We start from the raw sequence: 19,195 nt of genomic DNA on the forward strand, positions 1-19,195 counted from the left end.
TATGTTTTTGTTTAGCCTGATGCCATTGTCCCAAATTCCACCCGCCAGTGGAATGACTTTTTTGGCACAGGCATGCGCTTTTCAAGGAAAAATTTATTTTAATCCCTTGACGGGCTTGTCTTTTTGTCGAAAGCACGACTATTATCGAAAAGGTTGGGTAATGAACCAAAGCGCCTTGTGGAGGGGCCAGGGGAACCGTATGGGTAAAAAGATCCTGATAGTCGAAGACAACGAACTGAACATGAAGTTGTTTTGCGATCTTTTGGAAGCTCACGATTATGAGACGATCCAGACACGTGACGGTATGGCCGCGCTTGATCTGGCGCGTGAACATAACCCCGACTTGATTCTGATGGACATCCAGTTGCCGGAAGTCTCCGGTCTTGAAGTGACCAAATGGCTGAAGGAAGACGAAGACCTGCGGAAAATTCCGGTGGTCGCCGTTACCGCATTTGCCATGAAAGGCGACGAGGAAAAGATCAGAGAAGGCGGCTGCGAGGCCTATATCGCAAAGCCTATTTCGGTGGGACACTTCCTCGAAACCGTAAAACAGTTCGTAGGATAGAGTGCGATGACAGCGCGGGTGCTGGTGGTTGACGACGTTCCGCCGAACGTCAAGCTTCTCGAAGCCAAGCTTACAAGCGAATATTTTGACGTACTGACAGCATTCAGCGGCCCGGAGGCTCTGGATGTGATCAGTCGCGAGCATCCTGATATTATCCTTCTGGACGTGATGATGCCGGGCATGGACGGTTTTGAGGTTTGCCGCCGGATCAAGGCAGACCCCGCAACCGCCCATATTCCCGTGGTTATGGTGACCGCGCTTGACCAGCCCTCTGACCGGGTGGCTGGGCTTGAAGCCGGGGCTGATGATTTCCTGACCAAACCCGTGCAGGATTTGGCGCTGTTTGCCCGTGTCCGCTCGCTGGTGCGCCTCAAGGTGATGATGGACGAACTTCGGAACCGTGAAGCCACGGGTGCCAGCCTTGGCTGGGAAAACGAAGAAGAGCCCACGCTTGAAATGGACGTGCCTACAGATGGCTCCATCCTGATCGTGGATGAGCAGGAACGGGTGATGGAGCGTATCGCCCGTGCGCTTGAAGGCGTGGGCGAGCTGACGTTCATGGCTGGCGGCGAAGACGCGGCCGAGCGGGCGCGCGAAAAGAATTTCGACCTGATTATCGTTTCGCTGACCATGCGCAACACGGACGGCCTTCGGGTTTGCTCCAAACTGCGCAGTTTCGAGGAAACGCGCCATGTGCCGATTCTGGTGATGGTGGATGACGGCAACACGAAACTGCTGGTGCGTGCCCTAGAGATGGGCGTGAACGACTATGTGGTCCGCCCGGTTGACCGGATGGAGTTCCTGGCGCGCGTCAAGACACAGCTGAAGCGCAAGCGTTATGCCGACAAGCTTTGGGAAAACTTCCACCTGTCGATGCAGTTGGCGACGACAGACGCGGTGACCGGCCTTTATAACCGTCACTATCTGACCAGCCACTTAGAGACCCGCCTGCAGGCGGCGCAGAAGTCCGATAAGGCGCTATCTGTGCTGATGATGGATATCGACCACTTCAAGAAGGTGAACGATACCTACGGGCACGCTGTGGGCGATCTGGTGCTGAAGGAATTCGCCAACCGGATCGGCAAGAATATCCGCGGCGTGGATTTGGCCGCGCGCTACGGCGGTGAGGAATTCGTGGTGATGATGCCCGAGACGCCGACCGACTGGGCTTTCATGATCGGGGACCGCTTGCGCCAGGAAGTCTTTGACAACCCGTTTGATGTGGGCGCCGCAGACGGCCCGCTGACGATCAGTGTTTCAATTGGTGTGGCTACCAGCACCGAAGGGCAAACCCCGGCCGCGCTTTTGGAAGCCGCCGACAAGGCGCTCTATGAGGCCAAGGAAAACGGCCGCAACCAGGTGATCATCGCAGAGGCCAACCGGTCCTGATCCGAATGCAGTAACGGAAGACACAGGAAGACACAGTGCGCCGGGGCTATGCTCCGGCCTTTTTTGTTGGGCAGGCGAGGACAAGAAGCGCAGACAATAAAAAACGCCGCGGCCTATGGTGGGGCGCGGCGCTTTTAAGATCAATTCGAAAACCAAGATTACTTGATCTTAGCTTCCTTGAATTCTACGTGCTTGCGAACAACCGGGTCATACTTGCGCAGGACCATTTTCTCGGTCAGTGTCCGCGGATTCTTTTTGGTTACGTAAAAGTAGCCAGTGTCCGCAGTGCTAAGCAGCTTGATCTTGATGCTGGACGGCTTTGCCATCTTTTTAACTCCAAGAAAACATTGTTCCAGGCCGCTTTGAGTACGACCACGTTGAGGGCGCAAAATACTCACACGGGGCTATAAGTCAAGCGCTGTTTGGAGGAATTTACATTATTTTTGACGCGCCTTGCAAAACTTATTGAAAATGCTAACGCTCGGGTAACCTTTTCTGTGCCAAAAGGGTGACAAGCAAAAGAGACAGAGGCCAGTTTATGTCCACCGTAAATAATGATCTTCTTGAAGAACTCCGTACCGAAGCCATCGACACCGTCGAAGACCGTCTGAGAAACCTCACGGAGGCGGTTCAGGATTTCCAGGCGGGTATCATTCAAGGCGGTGATGCACTGGCGGCCATCCGGCTTGAGGCGCATTCGCTGAAGTCTGTCGCTCAAAGCTTTGAGATGAAGTCGCTGAAAGTCATGTGCCACCGGTTTGAAGACTATTTCTTCAACATGAAGGCGCTGACGCCTGAGTCGTGCAAGGATATCCTTTTTTACGCCGACCGCATGGCCGAATGCCTTGAGGCCTTTATCCAAAACCGGGAAATCGACGTTTCGCAGATGATGCGCAAGCTGCCGAACAAAGGCGGCTTTGATGTGAAGGATGTCTCTGTCACGGATATCGAAGTGATGCTGGTGATGGAGCCGGGAACCGCGACCAAGATCGTTACCCGCGAGCTTCTGGAATGCGGTTACCGCATGATCAATGTGGCCTCCACCATGGATGCCATCCAGCTGATCCCATCCATGCGGCCTGATGCCGTGATCGTTTCCCGCGTAATGCCGGAGCTTTCCGGCATTGATCTGGCGTGTGCCTTGAAGGCCATGCCAAGCACGCGCGATATTCCGGTGGCGCTCATTGCCACCAGCCAGAAAGAAAAATACACCGACCTGCCGGCCGATGTGCCTGTGCTTCGGAAGGGCGCGAACTTTGCCGATGACGTGGCGGATGTGTTCATGAAGCTGGGTATTCTCTAATCCGTAAATCTGCCATCTGATCCAGATAACGGTTTTGTTATCTTATAGCATTAATCTGTTATTGGACGGCAGCACCGCCATCGGGCATGTCCTGTCTGGTGCGCGTTTGCGCGTATGTATTTCCATTGTGTTTCAGGCGCTTAGGTGGGTTTTCCAATAGATGCCTTGACCACATGGCAGTTTTTCTTTGGGGGGCTTATGGTTTTTCTGCGTGTGTTACTGGTGATATCTCTGTTTGTGTTTGGAAGAGGGGCGTCAGCCGAAGGCGACAGCCCGTTCGCGGTTCATCAAATTCGCGACAATGTCTTTGTGCTGACCCGCATGTGGGATGACGTTAGCGGCAACAATATGGGGGTTGTCGTGGGTGATGACGGCCTGCTGTTGATCAATTCGATGATGGCGAACGACTCCGAGGCCCTTGAGGCCACGCTGAAAACGCTTTCTGACAAGCCGGTGAAATATGTCATCAACAGCAACTGGGATTTCTATAACGTCCTGGGCAATGAGTATTTTGCCGAGAGGGGCGCGATGGTCATCGCGCAGGAAGATGTGCTTTATGCCCCGCGAAACCGGGATTATGAGCCTGTTTTCCATGATATCCTTTTCAAGGACAGCATCACCTTGCGCTTTGGCGGCGACACGATCACGGCATACAGAAGCGGCGGCCATTCTTTCCCGCATGTGAACATCCGCCTTGAAAAGGCTAATGTGACTTTCGTGGCAGACAGCTTCCGGCCTGACTGGTTCGGCGTCATGGGGCCAAATGGCCTGAAGGGATATTTTGATGGCTTGGATCGTGTGCTGGCGGAAAGTGATGATGACACCATCATCGTGCCCGGCAGCTTCGGTGGGCAAGTGGCATATGGCCGGGACAGTCTCTTGCATGAAAAGAAGATCAGGCAAGCGTTCGTGGACCGTATCGGCGAGCTCTATCGCACCGGTGTGCCTGTGGCTGAGATGATCGCAGATGAGGCATTGAACCGGATTGTCCGCGAAAATTTCCCGACGAGCTATGACCGCTTTGAGGGCCTGCATGGCTATGACATTTTGCCCACGCTGACGACGGAATTTATCCCCGAGCACCCAATGTCAGACGCTGACAGGCAAGCCTTCACTGGCACCTATCATGGCCCGGAGGGCTTGTCGTTTGAGGTTTATGCAGACGGCGGCATGCTGTTCGCCCAATCCCTTGGCCGGTTCAAGGAAAGGCTGAAGCCTGTGTCTGAAACGGACTTCATCTTTGCCGGTGCGCAGGAGGGAGAGAAGCTTGTGTTTGAGCGGGACGGTCAGGGCACGGTCATCGCTGCACGCCCGGAGCTGGGCGAAAGCCATTTGACCCGCCGGATACCGGCGGGCCGCTGGTTGAGGCAGGAGTAGGAAGTTAGCGCTTGCGGCGGCTGGTGCCGGGTTTTCCCGGTTTGCTGGCGCCGCTGCGCCGCCGGGGCTTGCCGCCCTTGGCGCCTTTTGGCCGGTCGTGACGGCGGCTAAGCTTGGCTGCGCGGTTGCCGCCTTTCTCAACAAAATCAGGCAGGTTGCCTTCACCCACCAGCGAAAGCCGCAGCCCGCCGGTGAATTTGTTGGCTTCCTCAAGCTTTACCTCAACCCGGTCACCCAGCTTGAACACCTCACCGTGCCGTTCGCCCACCAGCCGGTGATGGGCTTCGTCCAGCGTGTAAAAGTCGGCGCCGATCTCGGATATCGGGATCAGGCCGTCACCGCCTGATGGCTCCAGGCTGACGAACAGGCCAAAGCGTGTCACGCCGGTGATTCGGCCAACGAATTCTTCGCCAACATGGTCAGACAGATAGTTCGCCAGATAGCGGTCTGTGCTGTCGCGTTCGGCGGCCATGGCCCGGCGTTCGGTATTTGAAATCTGTTCACCGATGGCGCCCAGTTCCTCAACTTCAAGGTCCGTCATGCCGTCTTTGCCGAGCTTCAGCGCGCGGATAAGCCCGCGATGCACGATCAGGTCGGCATAGCGGCGGATCGGCGATGTGAAGTGGGCATAGCGGGGCAGGGCAAGGCCGAAGTGTCCCATGTTGTCCGGGCCATAGTAGGCCTGTGTCTGGGACCGCAGGACCACCTCATTTACCAGATGCTCCTGCGGGGTGTCTTTCACCTTGTGCAGGATACCGTTGAAAAGCCGCGGCATCATCACCGTGCCCTTGGCCAGGTTCAGGTCCATGGTGGCCAGGAAGTCGCGCAGGCTTTCAAGCTTGTCCATCGGCGGCTCTTCATGCACGCGGTACATGGTGGGCAGGTGGTGCTTTTCCATTTCTTCTGCCGCGCACACGTTGGCGGAGATCATGAATTCCTCGACCACACGGTGGGCGTCAAAACGGTCCCTCAGCGTAATGCCGGTTACATGGCCTTCGTCGTTGATTTCCACCCGGCGCTCCGGCAGGTCCAGGTCCAGCGGTTCGCGCTTACTGCGCGCCTCCATGATGGCCTTGAAAGTGCCCCACAGCGGCTTCAGGACAGGCTCCAGCAGTGGTTCTGTCAGCTCATTCGGGGTGCCATCGATAGCGGCCTGGGCATCTGTGTAGCTTACGTTCGCAGCGCTCTTCATCAGGCCGCGCACGAACTTGTGCCTTATCTTACGCCCCTGTGCGTCAAACCACATGTGAACTGCCATGCAGGCGCGCTCCACGCCCGGCATCAGGCTGCAAAGGTCCGCCGACAGCGCTTCCGGCAGCATGGGTACCACGCGGTCCGGGAAATAGCAGCTGTTGCCGCGCTTCAAGGCCTCGCGGTCCAGCTTGCTTTCCGGCTTCACATAGTGGGCAACGTCTGCGATGGCCACGATGGCGTGCCAGCCGCCTTTGTTCTCTACGTCGGGGTCTGCCTCTGCCCAGATGGCGTCGTCATGGTCGCGGGCGTCGGCCGGGTCGATGGTGATCAGCGGAATGTCGCGCAGGTCCGCGCGCTTGCCAAGCCCCACGGGCTGGGCGGCTTCGGCTTCCTTGATCACATCTTCCGGGAATTCATATGGGATATCGTGCGCGTGGATGGCGATCATGCTGATCGCCTTGGCGCTCGAGATATCGTCCAGGCGTTCTTTCACGCGGGCGCGCTTGGGGCCAGAACCGCGGCGCGATTGAACCGGGTCCGCCAGTACAAGCTCGCCGTCCTTGGCGCCGCCCGTGTCATCGCGGTCCACCCAATATTCGTCCCGGTTCTTCTTGTCGATCGGGTGGATGCGGCCACCGTTCTCATTACCGTGGAAAATGCCCATAAGCGCGCGCGGCGCAGGCTTCAGCACCTTGAGTATGCTGGCTTTGTAAACTGGCGGCTCATCCTTGATGTGCGTCAGGCGAACCAGGGCCCGGTCGCCAGGGCCAAGGGCAGGGCCACCTTTACCGCGACCGCGCTTCTTTTCCTTCAGGAAAATGGTCGGCATCTCGCCGCCGCCTTCGAAATTTACCGGTTTTACAAGCACTTCTCCGTGCTTGTTCAGCCCTGCGAACTCCACTACCTGAACACCGGGCAGCCGGTCTGCGGGTCTGAGCGCATGCCCAGTGTCTTTCGTCAGGATGCCGTCTTCCGACAGTTCCCGAAGCGCCTTTTTCAGATGCACCTTGTCCGGCCCTTTGACGCCGAAGGCGCGGGCGATATCGCGTTTGGTGACTTTGCCGCCCTCGAAATCGCGGATGAACTCCATGATTTCGTCTTTGGTTGGTATCTGGCCGGGCTCTGGTTTACGCGCCAAGGGCGGTGTCCTTTCGGGGAAATGTCGTTGTCATTCCGGACAAGCGTAGCGCGATCCGGAATCTTTGTCAGGCAAAGCTTTTGCGTCTAAAAGATTCCGGCCTTCGCCGGAATGACAGGAACAGGTTAGGAGGCCTTCTTCTTCGGCGCAGCCTTTTTCTTGGCCGGGGCCTTCTTGGCAGCTGCTTTCTTCTTTGCCGGTTTCTTGGCCTTGGCGGCAAGCCATTCAAGCGCCTGTTCAAGCGTCACGCTCTCGGGCTCTGTGCCTTTCGGCAGCGTGGCGTTGGTGCGCTTGTGATTGACGTAAGGGCCATAGCGGCCATCAAGAACGCGAACTGCATCGCCGTCATCAGGGTGCTCGCCCAGTTCCTTCAGTACCGTCTTGCCGCCGCCTTTCTTGGCTTTGGCGTCAGCAACCAGGGAAACCGCGCGATTGAGGCCTACGGTGAAGACTTCTTCAGAAGACTGCAGCTTGGCATAGGTGCCGTCATGGGCCACATAGGGGCCATAGCGGCCGATGGCGCTGGTGATAGGCTTGCCGTCCTCAGGGTGCGCACCAATCTCACGCGGGAGGGAGAGAAGCGCGAGCGCCTTTTCAAGATCGATATCGCCTTGGTCCACATCCTTCGGGATGCTGGCGCGCTTGGGCTTTTCGCCCTTCACGGCTTCACCCACCTGGATATAGGGGCCGAACCGCCCGGTGCGGATGGAAATCGGTTCACCGGTCTCTGGGTCGTCGCCCAGCGTGGTAGGTTCGTCGGAATTGCCTTCGCCGTCATCGCCCTTGTTGCCGAACTGGCGGGTGTAGCCGCATTCCGGATAGTTGGAACAGCCAATAAAGGCGCCATAGCGGCTGGTTTTCAGGCCCAGGCGGCCGTCTTCACATTTCGGGCACTTGCGCGCATCCGGGTTCGTGGACGCATCCGGGAACATCATATGCTCCAGGAATTCATCCAGCGCATCAATCACAACAGAGTTGCGGACACCGATGATCTCTTCCGTCTTGGGCTTGAAGGCATGCCAGAAATCGGCGAGAACCTTCTTCCAGTCCTCTTCCCCGGCAGAGATATGGTCAAGCTGCTCTTCAAGGTTCGCTGTGAAATCATATTCCACATAGCGGGTGAAGAATTTCTCCAGGAAGGCGGTGACCAGGCGGCCCTTGTCGTCCGGGATGAAGCGGTTGCGCTCCATATGCACATAGCTGCGGTCGCGCAGCACCGACAGGATCGATGCGTATGTGGACGGGCGACCGATGCCCAGCTCTTCCATGCGCTTCACCAGGCTTGCTTCCGTGAAGCGTGGCGGTGCGTCGGTGAAATGCTGTTTGGGCTCAACGCCTTCAAGGGTCAGCACTTCGCCTTCCTTGATCATTGGCAGGCGGGTTTCGTCCTCGTCGCCTTCGTCGTCCTTGCCTTCCTGGTAAACGGACAGGAAGCCGTCAAACTGGATGATAGTGCCGGTGGCGCGCAGCTCGGCCGATTGGTCGGCGTTCATGATGGTTACCGTGGTGCGTTCCGCAACCGCGCTTTCCATCTGGCTTGCGATGGTCCGGCGCCAGATCAGCTCGTAAAGCTTCTTCTCGTCCGCGTCCAGCGCGTGCGACACCTCGTTTGGTGTGCGCATTGGGTCGGTAGGGCGGATCGCCTCGTGCGCTTCCTGGGCGTTCTTGGCCTTGGTCTTGTAGACGCGCGGGCTGTCCGGCAGATATTTGTCGCCGTAGCGGCTTTCAATCACGCCGCGGGTGGCGTTCAGGGCTTCCTGCGCGATTGTCACGCCGTCTGTACGCATGTAGGTGATCAGGCCTGTCACCTCACCATCAATCGGCTTGCCTTCATAAAGGCTCTGCGCCACACGCATGGTGCGCTGGGCCGGGAAACCAAGCTTCCGCGCGGCTTCCTGCTGCAGGGTTGAGGTGGTGAAGGGCGGTTGTGGGTGGCGGCGAGCTGGCTTGCGCTCCACTGCTGATACTTTCAGCGGCGTGCGCTCGATCAGCGCGGCGGCGGCTTTTGCGTCCACTTCATTGTTCAGGTCGTATTTCTTCAGCTTGTCGCCGTTCATGGCGAACAGGCGGCTCATGAAGCTCTTGCCCGCGTCGCCTTTGACGCCTGCTTCCACGCTCCAGTATTCCTGGGGCACGAATTTTTCGATCTCGTTCTCGCGCTCGCAAATCAGGCGCAGTGCCACAGACTGCACGCGGCCAGCAGACCGGGCGCCCGGCAGCTTGCGCCACAGCACTGGCGACAGGGTAAAGCCCACAAGATAATCCAGCGCGCGGCGGGCGAGGTAGGCATGCACCAGCTCATCATCCAGATCGCGCGGCTCGGCCATGGCCTTCAGGATCGCGGATTTGGTGATCTCGTTGAAGACCACGCGCTTCACGGCAACGTCCTTCAGCGCCTTCTTCTTGTTCAAGACTTCCAGCACGTGCCAGCTGATGGCTTCCCCTTCGCGGTCGGGGTCAGTCGCGAGATACAGTTTGTCAGCGCCTTTTACGGCGTTGGCGATCTCGGTCAGGCGCTTGTTCGAATCGCGGTCGACCACCCAGTCCATCGCGAAATCTTCGTCAGGCTTTACCGAACCGTCTTTGGCAGGCAGGTCACGGACGTGGCCAAAACTGGCTAAGACCTTGTAATCCTTACCAAGATACTTGTTGATGGTTTTTGCCTTTGCCGGCGATTCCACGATAACGACGTTCATACGTCAGCCCGTTCCTTACATTATAATAATGGTGCGCTATAGCGCTTTGTCTTTGCTCTCACCTAGTTCGAAGCGGCGTTGATTGCAATGGCCTTGTTCAATTCAGGGGTAATTTCGGCTAACCCGGCCGCCCGAATGACGGGTGATTTCACCCGCCAGTTCCAGTTCCAGGAAGGCGGCCATAACCGCCTCGGCACTGGCCCCGGATTGGCGAACCACTTCATCCATATGGATGGGTGTACTCGAAAGTAAGCCAAGCAGATCACCTGGGGCCGATGGTGCGTCACGGCTTGGGGCAGGGGAAATGGGCCCTATGGGTGTGCCCTTTTGTGCCCCAAGAGCACTATTTGGGGCACTATGGGGGCGCGGTGTGTGCCCATAATCCACGACAGCCGGAAGCTCATTCAGGATGTCATCCGCATTTTCCACCAGAATGGCGCCGTCTTTGATAAGCCGGTTGCCGCCCTTGGCGCGCGGGTCCAGCGGTGAACCGGGGATCGCGAATACGTCGCGCCCCTGTTCAAGCGCGAAACGCGCCGTGATCAGCGAACCGGATTTAAGCGCGGCTTCAACCACGAGGACACCCACAGAAAGCCCGGAGATCAGCCGGTTTCGGCGCGGAAAATGCCTGGCCTGCGGGCGTGTGCCCATTGGCATTTCAGAGACCAGAAGCCCGTTTTCTGCGATCTGGCGCTGAAGGGCTTCGTTTTCGGGCGGGTAGAAGATGTCCAGCCCGCCCGCCACGCAGGCAATGGTGGCGTGCTCGATGGCCGCCTGGTGCGCTGCTGTGTCGATCCCGCGGGCGAGACCGGATGTGACCGTAATGCCCGCGTCCGCCAGTGCGCCCGCGAGCGTGCGCGTGAGCTTCAGGCCGGAAACGCTGGCATTGCGGGCACCCACGATGCCAACGCCGCGGGTGTTCAAAAGCTCCAGCCTGCCCATGGCGAACAAAACGGGCGGTGCGTCCTCAAGGGCAGCGAGCTGGGCAGGATAGTGCGCGTCTCTCAGGAACAGGGCATGACCGCCAGCGCGCTCAATGCGCTCAAGTTCACTTTCCGCGGCTGTCGCCGTTGGCGGCACAAGCGGCTTCTTGCGGCCATTTTTCTTTGCCAGCTCAACCGCGCCTTCAAGTGCTTCAATGGCATTGCCGAAGCGCGCGAGAAGCCCTTTGAACGTAACGGGCCCAATGCCTTCCGTGCGGATGAGGCGCAGCTGCGCCAGCTTTTCCGCATCTGTCAGGGGCTTTTCTGTTTCCGTTTTGTTCATGGTGGCAGAGTGCCGCCCATGTGCGCCAAAGTCAATCATTGGTGGCGGGATTGCGCGCTTTTATTTGTTCTTCTTGCCGATTTTGGGCTCTTCGCCACGCATTAGCCTGGCGATGTTTTCCTTGTGGCGGATATAGATCACGAGCGTCATGAAGGCGATGAAAATCCAGCTGTCCGGGCCTACGATATAGTAGCTGATGGCCGGCGCCAGAAGCGAGGCGATCAGGGCCGAAAGGCTGGAGAAGCGGAAAATGGCGGCGGCCAGCAGCCAGGTCACGCCACAGGCGAGCCCCAGAAGCAGGTTGATGGCGAAGATAGTGCCGAAGAAGGTGGCAACACCTTTGCCGCCTTTGAACTTGAGATATAGTGGGAAACAGTGGCCAATAAAGGCGGCAGCACCGGCAAGCGGGGCGAGGGCCGGGTCAACCAGATAGCGGGTCAACAGAACCGCGATGGCGCCTTTACCTGCGTCCATGATGAGGGTTGCGAGCGCCAAGTCCTTGCGGCCTGTCCGGAGCACGTTGGTGGCGCCAATGTTGCCTGACCCCACGTTTCGGATGTCGCCCAGGCCTGCCATTTTGGTAAACAGAAGGCCGAAGGGCACAGAACCCAATAGATAGCTCAGGGCCAGTACCAGCCCCATCTCCCCCGAGAAAGTCATCGCTATTCTCCGCTAAAGAGCGTCTTGCCGCCCACGATCGTCTGCCAAACCTGCCCCTGAACGGGCAGCGTGTCAAACGGTGTGTTCTTGGCGCTTGCACGGAAAGCCTCGCGGTCGATGCGCCATGGCTTCTCCGGATCGAAGATCACCAGGTCTGCTGGCGCGCCAGATTCCAGCTTGCCGCCAGGGACGCCCAGAAGGTCTGCTGGAGTAGCTGTGAGCGCCTTTAGCATGGTGACAAGATCAACCTTGCCTGCGTGCACGGGCGCGAGCGCAAGCGCGAGGAGCGTTTCGAAGCCCACGATGCCTGCTGCGGCCTGGCCAAAGGGCAGGCGCTTCACATCTTCGCTTTTCGGGTCATGGTCGCTCACCAGCGTATCGATGGTGCCATCTGCAAGTCCTGCGATCAGCGCCAGACGGTCTTCTTCGGACCTGAGGGGAGGGCTGACCTTCGCAAACGTGCGGTAGCCTTCCATGGCATTGTCGTTGAGGTGCAGATAGTGAGGTGCAGTGGAACAAGTTACTTTCACGCCCCGCGCCTTGGCGGCGCGAATGGCTTCCACGCCTTCGCGACTTGATATCAGCGCAAAGTGGATGGGTGTACCCGTCATTTCACTGAGGCGTGCATCGCGTTCGATCTGGATCACTTCCGCCATTGCCGGGATGCCAGCAAACCCAAGCCGTGTCGCGATTTCGCCTTCATGGGCGATGCCACCGTTCGCCAGGCCCTTGTCCTGTGGGAACTGCACGATAACAGCACCGAAGTAGCTGGCATATTCCATCAGGCGGCGCATGACCTGGCTGTCTGACACCGGCTTGCGGCAATCGGTAAAGGCAACGGCGCCTGAGGCTTTCATCTGGCCGATTTCGGCCAGTTCCTTGCCTTCCATACCGCGCGTTGCCGCGCCCATGGGGTAGACATTGACGGTGTGCGTGTCTTCAGCGCGCCTGCGAATGCGCTCCACCACCGGATCGCTGTCGATCATCGTCGTCTGGTCCGGCTGCAGGATCACGGTCGTGATGCCGCCAGCCAGCGCTGCGTCGGCGTCAACCGAATGGGCGCGCATGTCGATAAGGCCGGGGCAAAGCACGCGACCTTTGCAGTCTGTAACCGTTGCGTCGTCCGGCACCTTAATATCGGGGCCGAAATCGGCGATCTTGCCGTTGTTGACGATCAGCGTGCCTTTGGTGTCCAGGCCGCTTGCCGGGTCAATGAGGCGGGCGTTTGTGAATGCTGAAATCATGCCGCGTCCTCCCCGCGCAAGCCTCGTGTCAGGATATCAAGGCAGGCCATGCGGACAGCCACGCCCATTTCCACTTGTTCTTCGATCGCGGAGCGGTCCAGGTCGTCGGCGACATCAGAGGCGATCTCCACGCCGCGGTTCATCGGACCGGGGTGCATCACCAGCACATCTTCCTTGGCGTATTTGAGCGTGTCGCGCGTCAGGCCCCAGAAGCGGTAATATTCCCGAAGGCTGGGCAGGAAGGCACCTTGCATGCGTTCCTGCTGCAGGCGAAGCATCATCACCACATCCGCGCCTTCAAGGCCTTCGTCCATGCGGTGGGAAACTTCCACGCCCAGGCGGTCTACGTCCTTGGGCAGCAGCGTTGGCGGTGCCACCAGGCGAACCCGCGCGCCCATGGCATTCAAGAGGTAAATGTTGGAGCGGGCAACCCGACTGTGCGCCACATCGCCTGAAATCACGATTGTCTGGCCATGCAGCTTGCCTTTGCGGCGGCGGATCGTCAGCGCGTCAAGAAGCGCCTGTGTCGGATGTTCTGCCCGGCCGTCGCCCGCGTTAATCACAGCGCAATCCATTTTTTCCGACAGAAGCTTTACCGCGCCACTGTCTGCGTGCCGCATCACCAGCACATCGGGGTGCATGGCATTCAGTGTGGCTGCCGTATCCAGAAGCGTTTCCCCCTTCTTGATCGAGCTTGTGCCCGTGGACATGCTGGTCACTTCCATGCCAAGGCGTTTGCCCGCGATCTCGAAGCTCATCAGTGTCCGGGTCGAATTCTCGAAAAACAGGTTGATCTGCGTCAGGCCCGCGCATTTGGGCGAGGACTTCTGCCGCTGCCTGTTCTGCTCGACATAATGATCGGCCACGTCAAGGACATGCTTGATCGCTGTCGGATCAAGATTCCAGATGCCTAGCAAGTGTTTATGAGGGAAAAGTTGACCCGAGGGCGGAGAAACTTCCGCGCGCGGGTAGGACGATTTGTCGGTCTGTTGCGTGCTCATTAAGCCCGCCTTATAGGCCCAAAATTTGCACCCTGCAAGTCTCTAATCCATTGAGCCAACGCAGGTGTCGGATTTGGGGCATGGGGTTTCAGTCCGCGTAGAATTTCGTGTCATAGACCACCCGGCCTGAAAGGCCTTCGAGCGCCCCTTGCCAGCATTCCATCGCCATAAAGGCGGCATTCTGTTCACGGTCGTCAGAAAATGTCAGGCCGAAGTCTGCTGCGGGCCTGAAACCAACCCTCTCATAAAAGTCTGTGTGTCCCAACAGGACAATGGCGTCTGCCTCAACTTCCTTGAGGCTTTCCTCCAACAGGCGCCGGCCCAGGCCCTCGCCCTGATAGTCATTGTGAATCGCCAGCGGGCCAAGGCCAAGTATCTGGCGTTTTGTGTCTACGTCTTTGATGGATACCGGCGAATAGGCAACATAGCCCACAAGGGCACCCTGATCCCACAGGCCATGTTCCGCCGCCATTACGCGCCGGGTGCGCAGGCTTTCAACCAGCCTGGCTTCAAAGTCTGTTGGATAGGTCGTGCGCAGGAGATGGTCGATGTTCGGCCCGTCTTCGGCAGAAAGACTTGTGTCAAATCGCATGCAGGGCCCCCTGGAGGATATAGGCTGCGGCCATCTTGTCGATCACATCCTTGCGCTTGGCGCGGCTGCTGTCTGCTTCCAGGAGCGTGCGTTCAACGGCGCTTGTAGACAGGCGTTCGTCCCACAGCGTTTGCGGCAGGTCAAAAAATTTGGCGAGATTTTCGGAAAAAGCGCGGACCGACTGGCAGCGCGGTCCTTCGCTGCCGTCCATATTCACGGGCCAGCCAATCACGAAGCCGCCGACATTCTGTTCTTCAACAATCTGCTGGATGCGGGCTACGTCATCCTTGAAGCGTTTGCGCCTGATGATTTCCATCGGCGTTGCGATCATCAGCGTGGTGTCCGAAAGCGCAAGGCCAATGGTTTTAGTTCCAGGGTCCATGCCCAGAAGGCGCTGGCGTGGTTTCAGCCGGCCTTTCATTTCCGTGATGGAAACCTGATGGCTCACCGGTTTTTCTCCAGCCAAGCGCTGGCGCGTTCGGCGGCATTCTGGCGAATGTTCATATAGAACAGATTAATATCATAGGCGTGATAGTTGCCGCCCGCCATCTGGTATTCGCTCCAGGAGCCCTGCGGTGGGCGGGTCAGGTAAAGTACGCCGTCTTTGCCGCAGCGGGCACCCGTGAGGGACGGGATCGGGGCCGAAATCGGGCCCGCTTCCGGCAACAGTTCAATCGCACCCAGGTTCGCCGCCTTTGTGGTTGTGCCGTCCACCTCCCAGCTCAGCGGGTTGGTACACAGCATCTTGGTGCCCGCGCGCAGTTTGCCGTTCAGGCCCGGCGTTGCGGCCACAACTTTCAGAAGCGGGCTTGCGTCGCCGTCCTTGTCGAAGCTCTGGAACGAGACAACGCAGCCTGTATCGGTCTTGCCCTCGCAGGCGTCAATGCCCGGCAGAACCGCCAGATCGCCCTCGTGGCTGACCGGCCAGCCGATGATATAGGCGGCAACCATAAGGTCGCGCAGGTTCGTCGGCGCAACCCGTTCGCCCAACAAGAGAAGGGCGTGCAAGGCTCCTTGGCTGTGGCCGACGATAATAAAGGGGCGTCCCTTGTTTTTTGTGGTGATGTAATTGTCAAAAGCTGCGAGCACGTCGGCATGTGCGTTCAGCATTGCCTGAACACCCTGGCCGCTGTCGTCAAGGAAAGCGCCGAAGGTAGCCTGGCGGTAGTGTGGGGCGTAAACCTGGCCAGCCAGGTTGAAGGCGCTGGCCTGATAGCGGAGGGCGAAATTGTCCGTCCAGCGCATGGTTTTTTCGTCGCCGTCAAAAGGCGCGTTCCAGCGCTCCTTGTTCAGATACGTGGTTGGGTGGATGTAGAAGACATCCACTTCCGGCACCATGGCAGTCCGTATAATGCCTTCAGGCATCATTTGCGCGGGCGATGTTTTGCCGGGCAGGGCAGCCCAGGCCTCTTCTGTCGTATAGTCGGGCGCCGGCGTTGGCTCCTCGGATGCGATTTCATGAGACGGCACAAACGCGACCTTCATCATGGCAGCCTGATTCTGGTTCAGGATAATGCCGCCAATCAGGATCAGAATGATCACAACGGCTATCGCGAGCAGAAATTTGGCTGCCGGTGCGGTTTTATGCTTTGCCATGATGGCTTACCCCCTTGGTATTTCTGGTCTATTGGACCGCCCAGGCCACAAAGCCATGATATGGTCGTCAACGATACGGCCGTCTTCATACCGGACGGCATCTTTCCTGACGCCTTCCTGTTCAAAACCAACGGCCTGGTAAAGCGCGATCGCAGCCTTGTTGTCGCTATGGACATGCAGTTCGATCCGCTCAAGTACTTCATGTATTTGCACCCAATCGATGAAATGCAAAAGCAGTTTTTTGCCGATGCCGCGACCGCGCCAGTTTTCTGCCACGCTCATGGCGAAGCCTGTGGTGTGCCGCACCCTTTTTCTACGGTCTGTCCAGCTGTCCAGCATGCCGACAATATCGCCTTCGGACGTTGCGACCAAGCAGACCTCAAACGGGTTGGTCTGTTTCCGGGCGATCCAGAAACGCTGTTTCCAACTGCCCGCGCGAAATTCAGTCGCGCGCGTAATCAGATGATTGGCGCTGGCATAGGTCTGCCGGATGTAACCATTGAGCGGCCCTGCATCGGACAGGCGCGCTTCGCGTATGGTGATCTGGTCGCTCAATCTTGTGTTCCCAACTGCGGTTATCTGCTGATTTGGGCGCGTTGAGGGGGGGAATGCAAGCCGAATTTTGAGGTTTTCGGCATTGCAGGCAAAAGGCTTATTGCAAGAAATGGCCAATTTGGGCATTTTTATGGGGCCTGCTGGCCTGATCAGCGGGTTTCAGGAGGGTAAAATATCTTCTTTTGATTCAACCACAGACCGGATTGGCAGCAAAGACGGATATGGGAACGGAGATTATTTTCTCTACCCGGCTGCGGATGCGCCCGTGTTTGGCGATGATTTCTCAAGCATCTTGAAGCATTTCGCCTCTTGCAGAGGTGCGCGTGCTTTCAACCAGAAAAAAGATGTCTCTCCAGCCGCACTCAAGGCCTATCTGCCCTGGATATCGCTCGTGGAGCCCATCTGGGGCGGCGACGGCAGGATGGCGGATGCGCGTGTAACCTTGCATGGCAGCGCTGTTGCAGGGGCTTACAGCGAAATCACACACCAGCGGGTGCGCGAAGTTCACCAGCCCGACGTGGCCGACCGGGTGATCGCTTCCATGCAGCATGCGGTGGAGATCAAGACGCCAGTGATTGGAGTCAGTGAGGAGCGGAAAGTGGATCCGCCGGTGCGGCTGCATATCCTTTATGTGCCGCTGTCGGAAGACGGTGAGACGGTCAATCGCTTCATGTCTTACGTGCGGCTTGATCCGCTCGATTAGCGGTTGCGGTGTGACCTCTTGAAGCCTCTCACATCAGAATCTGCACGCGCGGGCGGATAAGCCCTTGCTCACAGGGTTGTCAGGCGTTAAGTTCCGCGCTGATTTCACGCATTTTCCTGGCTAGTATCATAGGAATTTTCATGTCGAATATTGATAAGGCAACCGTTGCCAAAATTGCGCGGCTTGCGCGCATCAAAATTGAGGAAGACAAGCTTGAGCCCCTGGCGGGCGAGCTTAACAACATCCTCGGGTGGGTAGAGCAGCTTGACGAGGTCAACACGGACGACATCCAGCCGATGTCAAGCGTGGTGGACGCGAAGCTGCGTTGGCGCCAGGACGAAGTGTCTGATGGCGACAAGCAGGAAAGCGTTCTCAAGAATGCGCCGAACGCCGAGTATGGCTTCTTTGCCGTGCCAAAAGTAATCGAGTAGGGGGCGGCCATGACGGATCTCACGAAACTGACTATCGCGGAAGCTCGCGACCTTTTGAAAAAGGGCGACATCACGTCCCGCGAACTGACGGAAGCGCATATCGCCTCCGTTGAGGCTGCTGACGCGCTCAATGCCTATATCGCCAAGACGCCTGAGCTGGCGCTGGAGCAAGCCGACAAGGCTGACGCCAAGATTGGGGCGGGTGAGCAGAAGGGCATGACCGGCATTCCTGTGGGCATCAAGGACCTGTTCGCCACCAAAGGTGTGCACACACAGGCGTGTTCCCACATTCTGGATGGCTTCAAGCCTGAGTATGAAAGCACCGTCACCCAAAATCTGTGGGACGATGGCGCAGTAATGCTTGGCAAGCTGAACATGGACGAATTCGCCATGGGCTCGTCGAACGAGACAAGCTTCTATGGCCCTGTGAAAAACCCATGGCGCCGCGGTGATACCGATACGGTTCCGGGTGGTTCCTCAGGCGGTTCTGTGGCGTCTGTGGCTGGTTTTGCCGCGATGGGGGCAACGGCTTCCGATACTGGTGGTTCGATCCGCCAGCCAGCGTCCTTCACCGGTACATTCGGTTTCAAGCCAACCTATGGCCGCTGCAGTCGTTACGGCATGGTAGCGTTCGCAAGTTCGCTTGATCAGGCTGGTACCATCACCCGCACCGTGCGTGACGGCGCGATCATGATGGAAAGCATTTCCGGTTTCGACACCAAGGACAGCACCAGCGTTGATATCCCTGTGCCGAACTTTGAAGCGGCGCTCACTGGCGATATCCGCGGCATGAAGATCGGTATCCCGCAGGAATATCATCTTGCCGGCATGCCGGGCGAAATTGAGGCGCTGTGGCACCAGGGGATTGAGTGGATGAAAGCCGCGGGTGCGGAAATCGTCGACATCAACTTGCCGCATACCAAATACGCGCTGCCAACCTATTATATCGTGGCGCCGGCCGAGGCTTCCTCGAACCTGGCGCGCTATGACGGTGTTCGCTACGGCCTTAGGGAAACGGTTGAAGGCGGTGGCCTTGTTGACATGTATGAAGCAACCCGTGCTGCGGGCTTCGGTGACGAGGTTAAGCGCCGGATCATGATCGGCACCTATGTGCTGTCAGCCGGTTACTATGACGCTTATTACCTGAAGGCCCAGAAGGTTCGTCAACTGATCGCCAACGACTTCAAGATGGCGTTTGAAAAAGTTGACGCGATCCTGACGCCAACGGCGCCATCGGCCGCGTTTGCGCCGGGTGAAAAATCCGACGACCCGATCGCCATGTACCTGAATGACGTATTCACCGTACCGGCGTCGCTTGCGGGCCTGCCTGGCTCCAGCGTGCCGGTTGGGCTTGATGCAAACGGTCTGCCGCTTGGCCTGCAGATCCTTGGCAAGCCGTGGGATGAGGAAACCGTGTTCAAAGTATCTGGTGTTATGGAAGAGGCCGCGAACTTTACGGCCAAACCCGCAGAGTGGTGGAGGTAA

The 19,195-nt window shown here is 58.0% G+C and carries 18 protein-coding genes; 7 read left to right on the forward strand and 11 right to left on the reverse strand.

Features of this window, described 5'->3' with window-relative positions; all coding sequences use genetic code 11:
* Positions 1 to 199: 199 nt before the first annotated feature.
* Positions 200 to 565, forward strand: coding sequence for a response regulator (locus ACFO5Q_RS18405; protein WP_020401241.1), 366 nt, complete (start codon positions 200 to 202; stop codon positions 563 to 565).
* Between the two features lie 6 nt (positions 566 to 571).
* A complete protein-coding gene (locus ACFO5Q_RS18410) occupies positions 572 to 1,954 on the forward strand; it encodes a PleD family two-component system response regulator (RefSeq protein WP_068144494.1) in 1,383 nt (460 codons plus the stop codon).
* A 158-nt stretch (positions 1,955 to 2,112) separates the two neighbouring features.
* Here the strand turns inward: ACFO5Q_RS18410 and rpmG are convergent, their stop codons facing one another.
* Entirely contained in the window at positions 2,113 to 2,280 is a 168-nt protein-coding gene (rpmG, locus tag ACFO5Q_RS18415; protein WP_068144491.1) for a 50S ribosomal protein L33, read from the reverse strand.
* A 212-nt stretch (positions 2,281 to 2,492) separates the two neighbouring features.
* Here rpmG and ACFO5Q_RS18420 point away from each other — a divergent pair, with 212 nt between their 5' ends.
* Both ACFO5Q_RS18420 and ACFO5Q_RS18425 read left to right on the forward strand, forming a co-directional pair.
* Entirely contained in the window at positions 2,493 to 3,257 is a 765-nt protein-coding gene (locus ACFO5Q_RS18420; protein ID WP_068144489.1) for an Hpt domain-containing protein, read from the forward strand.
* A gap of 198 nt (positions 3,258 to 3,455) precedes the next feature.
* Entirely contained in the window at positions 3,456 to 4,634 is a 1,179-nt protein-coding gene (locus ACFO5Q_RS18425; RefSeq protein WP_068144485.1) for an MBL fold metallo-hydrolase, read from the forward strand.
* A gap of 4 nt (positions 4,635 to 4,638) precedes the next feature.
* Here the strand turns inward: ACFO5Q_RS18425 and rnr are convergent, their stop codons facing one another.
* From rnr to ACFO5Q_RS18475, 10 genes are all read right to left on the reverse strand, one after another.
* A complete protein-coding gene (gene rnr / locus ACFO5Q_RS18430) occupies positions 4,639 to 6,966 on the reverse strand; it encodes a ribonuclease R (protein ID WP_231727118.1) in 2,328 nt (775 codons plus the stop codon).
* A gap of 125 nt (positions 6,967 to 7,091) precedes the next feature.
* A complete protein-coding gene (gene topA, locus ACFO5Q_RS18435) occupies positions 7,092 to 9,662 on the reverse strand; it encodes a type I DNA topoisomerase (protein WP_068144483.1) in 2,571 nt (856 codons plus the stop codon).
* 102 nt (positions 9,663 to 9,764) lie between these two features.
* Entirely contained in the window at positions 9,765 to 10,928 is a 1,164-nt protein-coding gene (gene dprA / locus ACFO5Q_RS18440; RefSeq protein ID WP_197420947.1) for a DNA-processing protein DprA, read from the reverse strand.
* Between the two features lie 60 nt (positions 10,929 to 10,988).
* A complete protein-coding gene (plsY, locus tag ACFO5Q_RS18445; protein ID WP_082719718.1) occupies positions 10,989 to 11,588 on the reverse strand; it encodes a glycerol-3-phosphate 1-O-acyltransferase PlsY in 600 nt (199 codons plus the stop codon).
* Positions 11,589 to 11,590: 2 nt separating this feature from the next.
* Positions 11,591 to 12,832, reverse strand: coding sequence for a dihydroorotase (pyrC, locus tag ACFO5Q_RS18450; RefSeq protein ID WP_068144480.1), 1,242 nt, complete (start codon positions 12,830 to 12,832; stop codon positions 11,591 to 11,593).
* A complete protein-coding gene (locus tag ACFO5Q_RS18455) occupies positions 12,829 to 13,833 on the reverse strand; it encodes an aspartate carbamoyltransferase catalytic subunit (RefSeq protein WP_082719717.1) in 1,005 nt (334 codons plus the stop codon). The genes pyrC and ACFO5Q_RS18455 overlap by 4 nt, the downstream gene beginning before the upstream one ends.
* Before the next feature lie 88 nt (positions 13,834 to 13,921).
* Entirely contained in the window at positions 13,922 to 14,425 is a 504-nt protein-coding gene (locus tag ACFO5Q_RS18460; RefSeq protein ID WP_068144477.1) for a GNAT family N-acetyltransferase, read from the reverse strand.
* Positions 14,415 to 14,846, reverse strand: coding sequence for a Holliday junction resolvase RuvX (gene ruvX, locus ACFO5Q_RS18465; protein WP_068144743.1), 432 nt, complete (start codon positions 14,844 to 14,846; stop codon positions 14,415 to 14,417). The genes ACFO5Q_RS18460 and ruvX overlap by 11 nt, the downstream gene beginning before the upstream one ends.
* A 23-nt stretch (positions 14,847 to 14,869) precedes the next feature.
* Positions 14,870 to 16,021 (reverse strand): DUF3089 domain-containing protein, encoded by a 1,152-nt coding sequence (locus ACFO5Q_RS18470; protein ID WP_068144474.1) that lies wholly within the window; start codon positions 16,019 to 16,021, stop codon positions 14,870 to 14,872.
* Between the two features lie 6 nt (positions 16,022 to 16,027).
* Positions 16,028 to 16,576, reverse strand: coding sequence for a GNAT family N-acetyltransferase (locus ACFO5Q_RS18475; RefSeq protein WP_068144469.1), 549 nt, complete (start codon positions 16,574 to 16,576; stop codon positions 16,028 to 16,030).
* A gap of 130 nt (positions 16,577 to 16,706) precedes the next feature.
* On the opposite strand from ACFO5Q_RS18475, the gene ACFO5Q_RS18480 reads away from it, so the two are divergent.
* The 3 genes from ACFO5Q_RS18480 (at position 16,707) to gatA (ending at position 19,195) form a co-directional block, all read left to right on the forward strand.
* Positions 16,707 to 17,279, forward strand: a complete 573-nt coding sequence (locus ACFO5Q_RS18480) for a PAS domain-containing protein (RefSeq protein ID WP_082719715.1) — start codon at positions 16,707 to 16,709, stop codon at positions 17,277 to 17,279.
* Between the two features lie 140 nt (positions 17,280 to 17,419).
* Complete coding sequence (gene gatC / locus ACFO5Q_RS18485) at positions 17,420 to 17,710, forward strand: Asp-tRNA(Asn)/Glu-tRNA(Gln) amidotransferase subunit GatC (RefSeq protein WP_068144465.1); 291 nt, start codon at positions 17,420 to 17,422, stop codon at positions 17,708 to 17,710.
* A gap of 9 nt (positions 17,711 to 17,719) precedes the next feature.
* Complete coding sequence (gene gatA, locus ACFO5Q_RS18490) at positions 17,720 to 19,195, forward strand: Asp-tRNA(Asn)/Glu-tRNA(Gln) amidotransferase subunit GatA (RefSeq protein ID WP_068144464.1); 1,476 nt, start codon at positions 17,720 to 17,722, stop codon at positions 19,193 to 19,195.

The sequence above is a fragment of the Kordiimonas lipolytica genome, from assembly GCF_042651265.1.
Classification (GTDB): Bacteria; Pseudomonadota; Alphaproteobacteria; order Sphingomonadales; family Kordiimonadaceae; genus Kordiimonas; species Kordiimonas lipolytica.

Excerpts from the sequence above, each read along its gene's own strand:
- topA (WP_068144483.1), bottom strand. The coding sequence starts at position 9,662 with ATGAACGTCGTTATCGTGGAATCGCCGGCAAAGGCAAAAACCATCAAC.
- ACFO5Q_RS18455 (WP_082719717.1), bottom strand. The coding sequence starts at position 13,833 with ATGAGCACGCAACAGACCGACAAATCGTCCTACCCGCGCGCGGAAGTT.
- dprA (WP_197420947.1), bottom strand. The coding sequence starts at position 10,928 with ATGAACAAAACGGAAACAGAAAAGCCCCTGACAGATGCGGAAAAGCTG.
- ACFO5Q_RS18420 (WP_068144489.1), top strand. The coding sequence starts at position 2,493 with ATGTCCACCGTAAATAATGATCTTCTTGAAGAACTCCGTACCGAAGCC.
- gatA (WP_068144464.1), top strand. The coding sequence starts at position 17,720 with ATGACGGATCTCACGAAACTGACTATCGCGGAAGCTCGCGACCTTTTG.
- ACFO5Q_RS18425 (WP_068144485.1), top strand. The coding sequence starts at position 3,456 with ATGGTTTTTCTGCGTGTGTTACTGGTGATATCTCTGTTTGTGTTTGGA.
- ACFO5Q_RS18460 (WP_068144477.1), bottom strand. The coding sequence starts at position 14,425 with ATGCGATTTGACACAAGTCTTTCTGCCGAAGACGGGCCGAACATCGAC.
- ACFO5Q_RS18480 (WP_082719715.1), top strand. The coding sequence starts at position 16,707 with ATGGGGCCTGCTGGCCTGATCAGCGGGTTTCAGGAGGGTAAAATATCT.
- pyrC (WP_068144480.1), bottom strand. The coding sequence starts at position 12,832 with ATGATTTCAGCATTCACAAACGCCCGCCTCATTGACCCGGCAAGCGGC.
- ruvX (WP_068144743.1), bottom strand. The coding sequence starts at position 14,846 with ATGAAAGGCCGGCTGAAACCACGCCAGCGCCTTCTGGGCATGGACCCT.
- ACFO5Q_RS18405 (WP_020401241.1), top strand. The coding sequence starts at position 200 with ATGGGTAAAAAGATCCTGATAGTCGAAGACAACGAACTGAACATGAAG.
- ACFO5Q_RS18470 (WP_068144474.1), bottom strand. The coding sequence starts at position 16,021 with ATGGCAAAGCATAAAACCGCACCGGCAGCCAAATTTCTGCTCGCGATA.
- gatC (WP_068144465.1), top strand. The coding sequence starts at position 17,420 with ATGTCGAATATTGATAAGGCAACCGTTGCCAAAATTGCGCGGCTTGCG.
- plsY (WP_082719718.1), bottom strand. The coding sequence starts at position 11,588 with ATGACTTTCTCGGGGGAGATGGGGCTGGTACTGGCCCTGAGCTATCTA.
- ACFO5Q_RS18410 (WP_068144494.1), top strand. The coding sequence starts at position 572 with ATGACAGCGCGGGTGCTGGTGGTTGACGACGTTCCGCCGAACGTCAAG.
- rpmG (WP_068144491.1), bottom strand. The coding sequence starts at position 2,280 with ATGGCAAAGCCGTCCAGCATCAAGATCAAGCTGCTTAGCACTGCGGAC.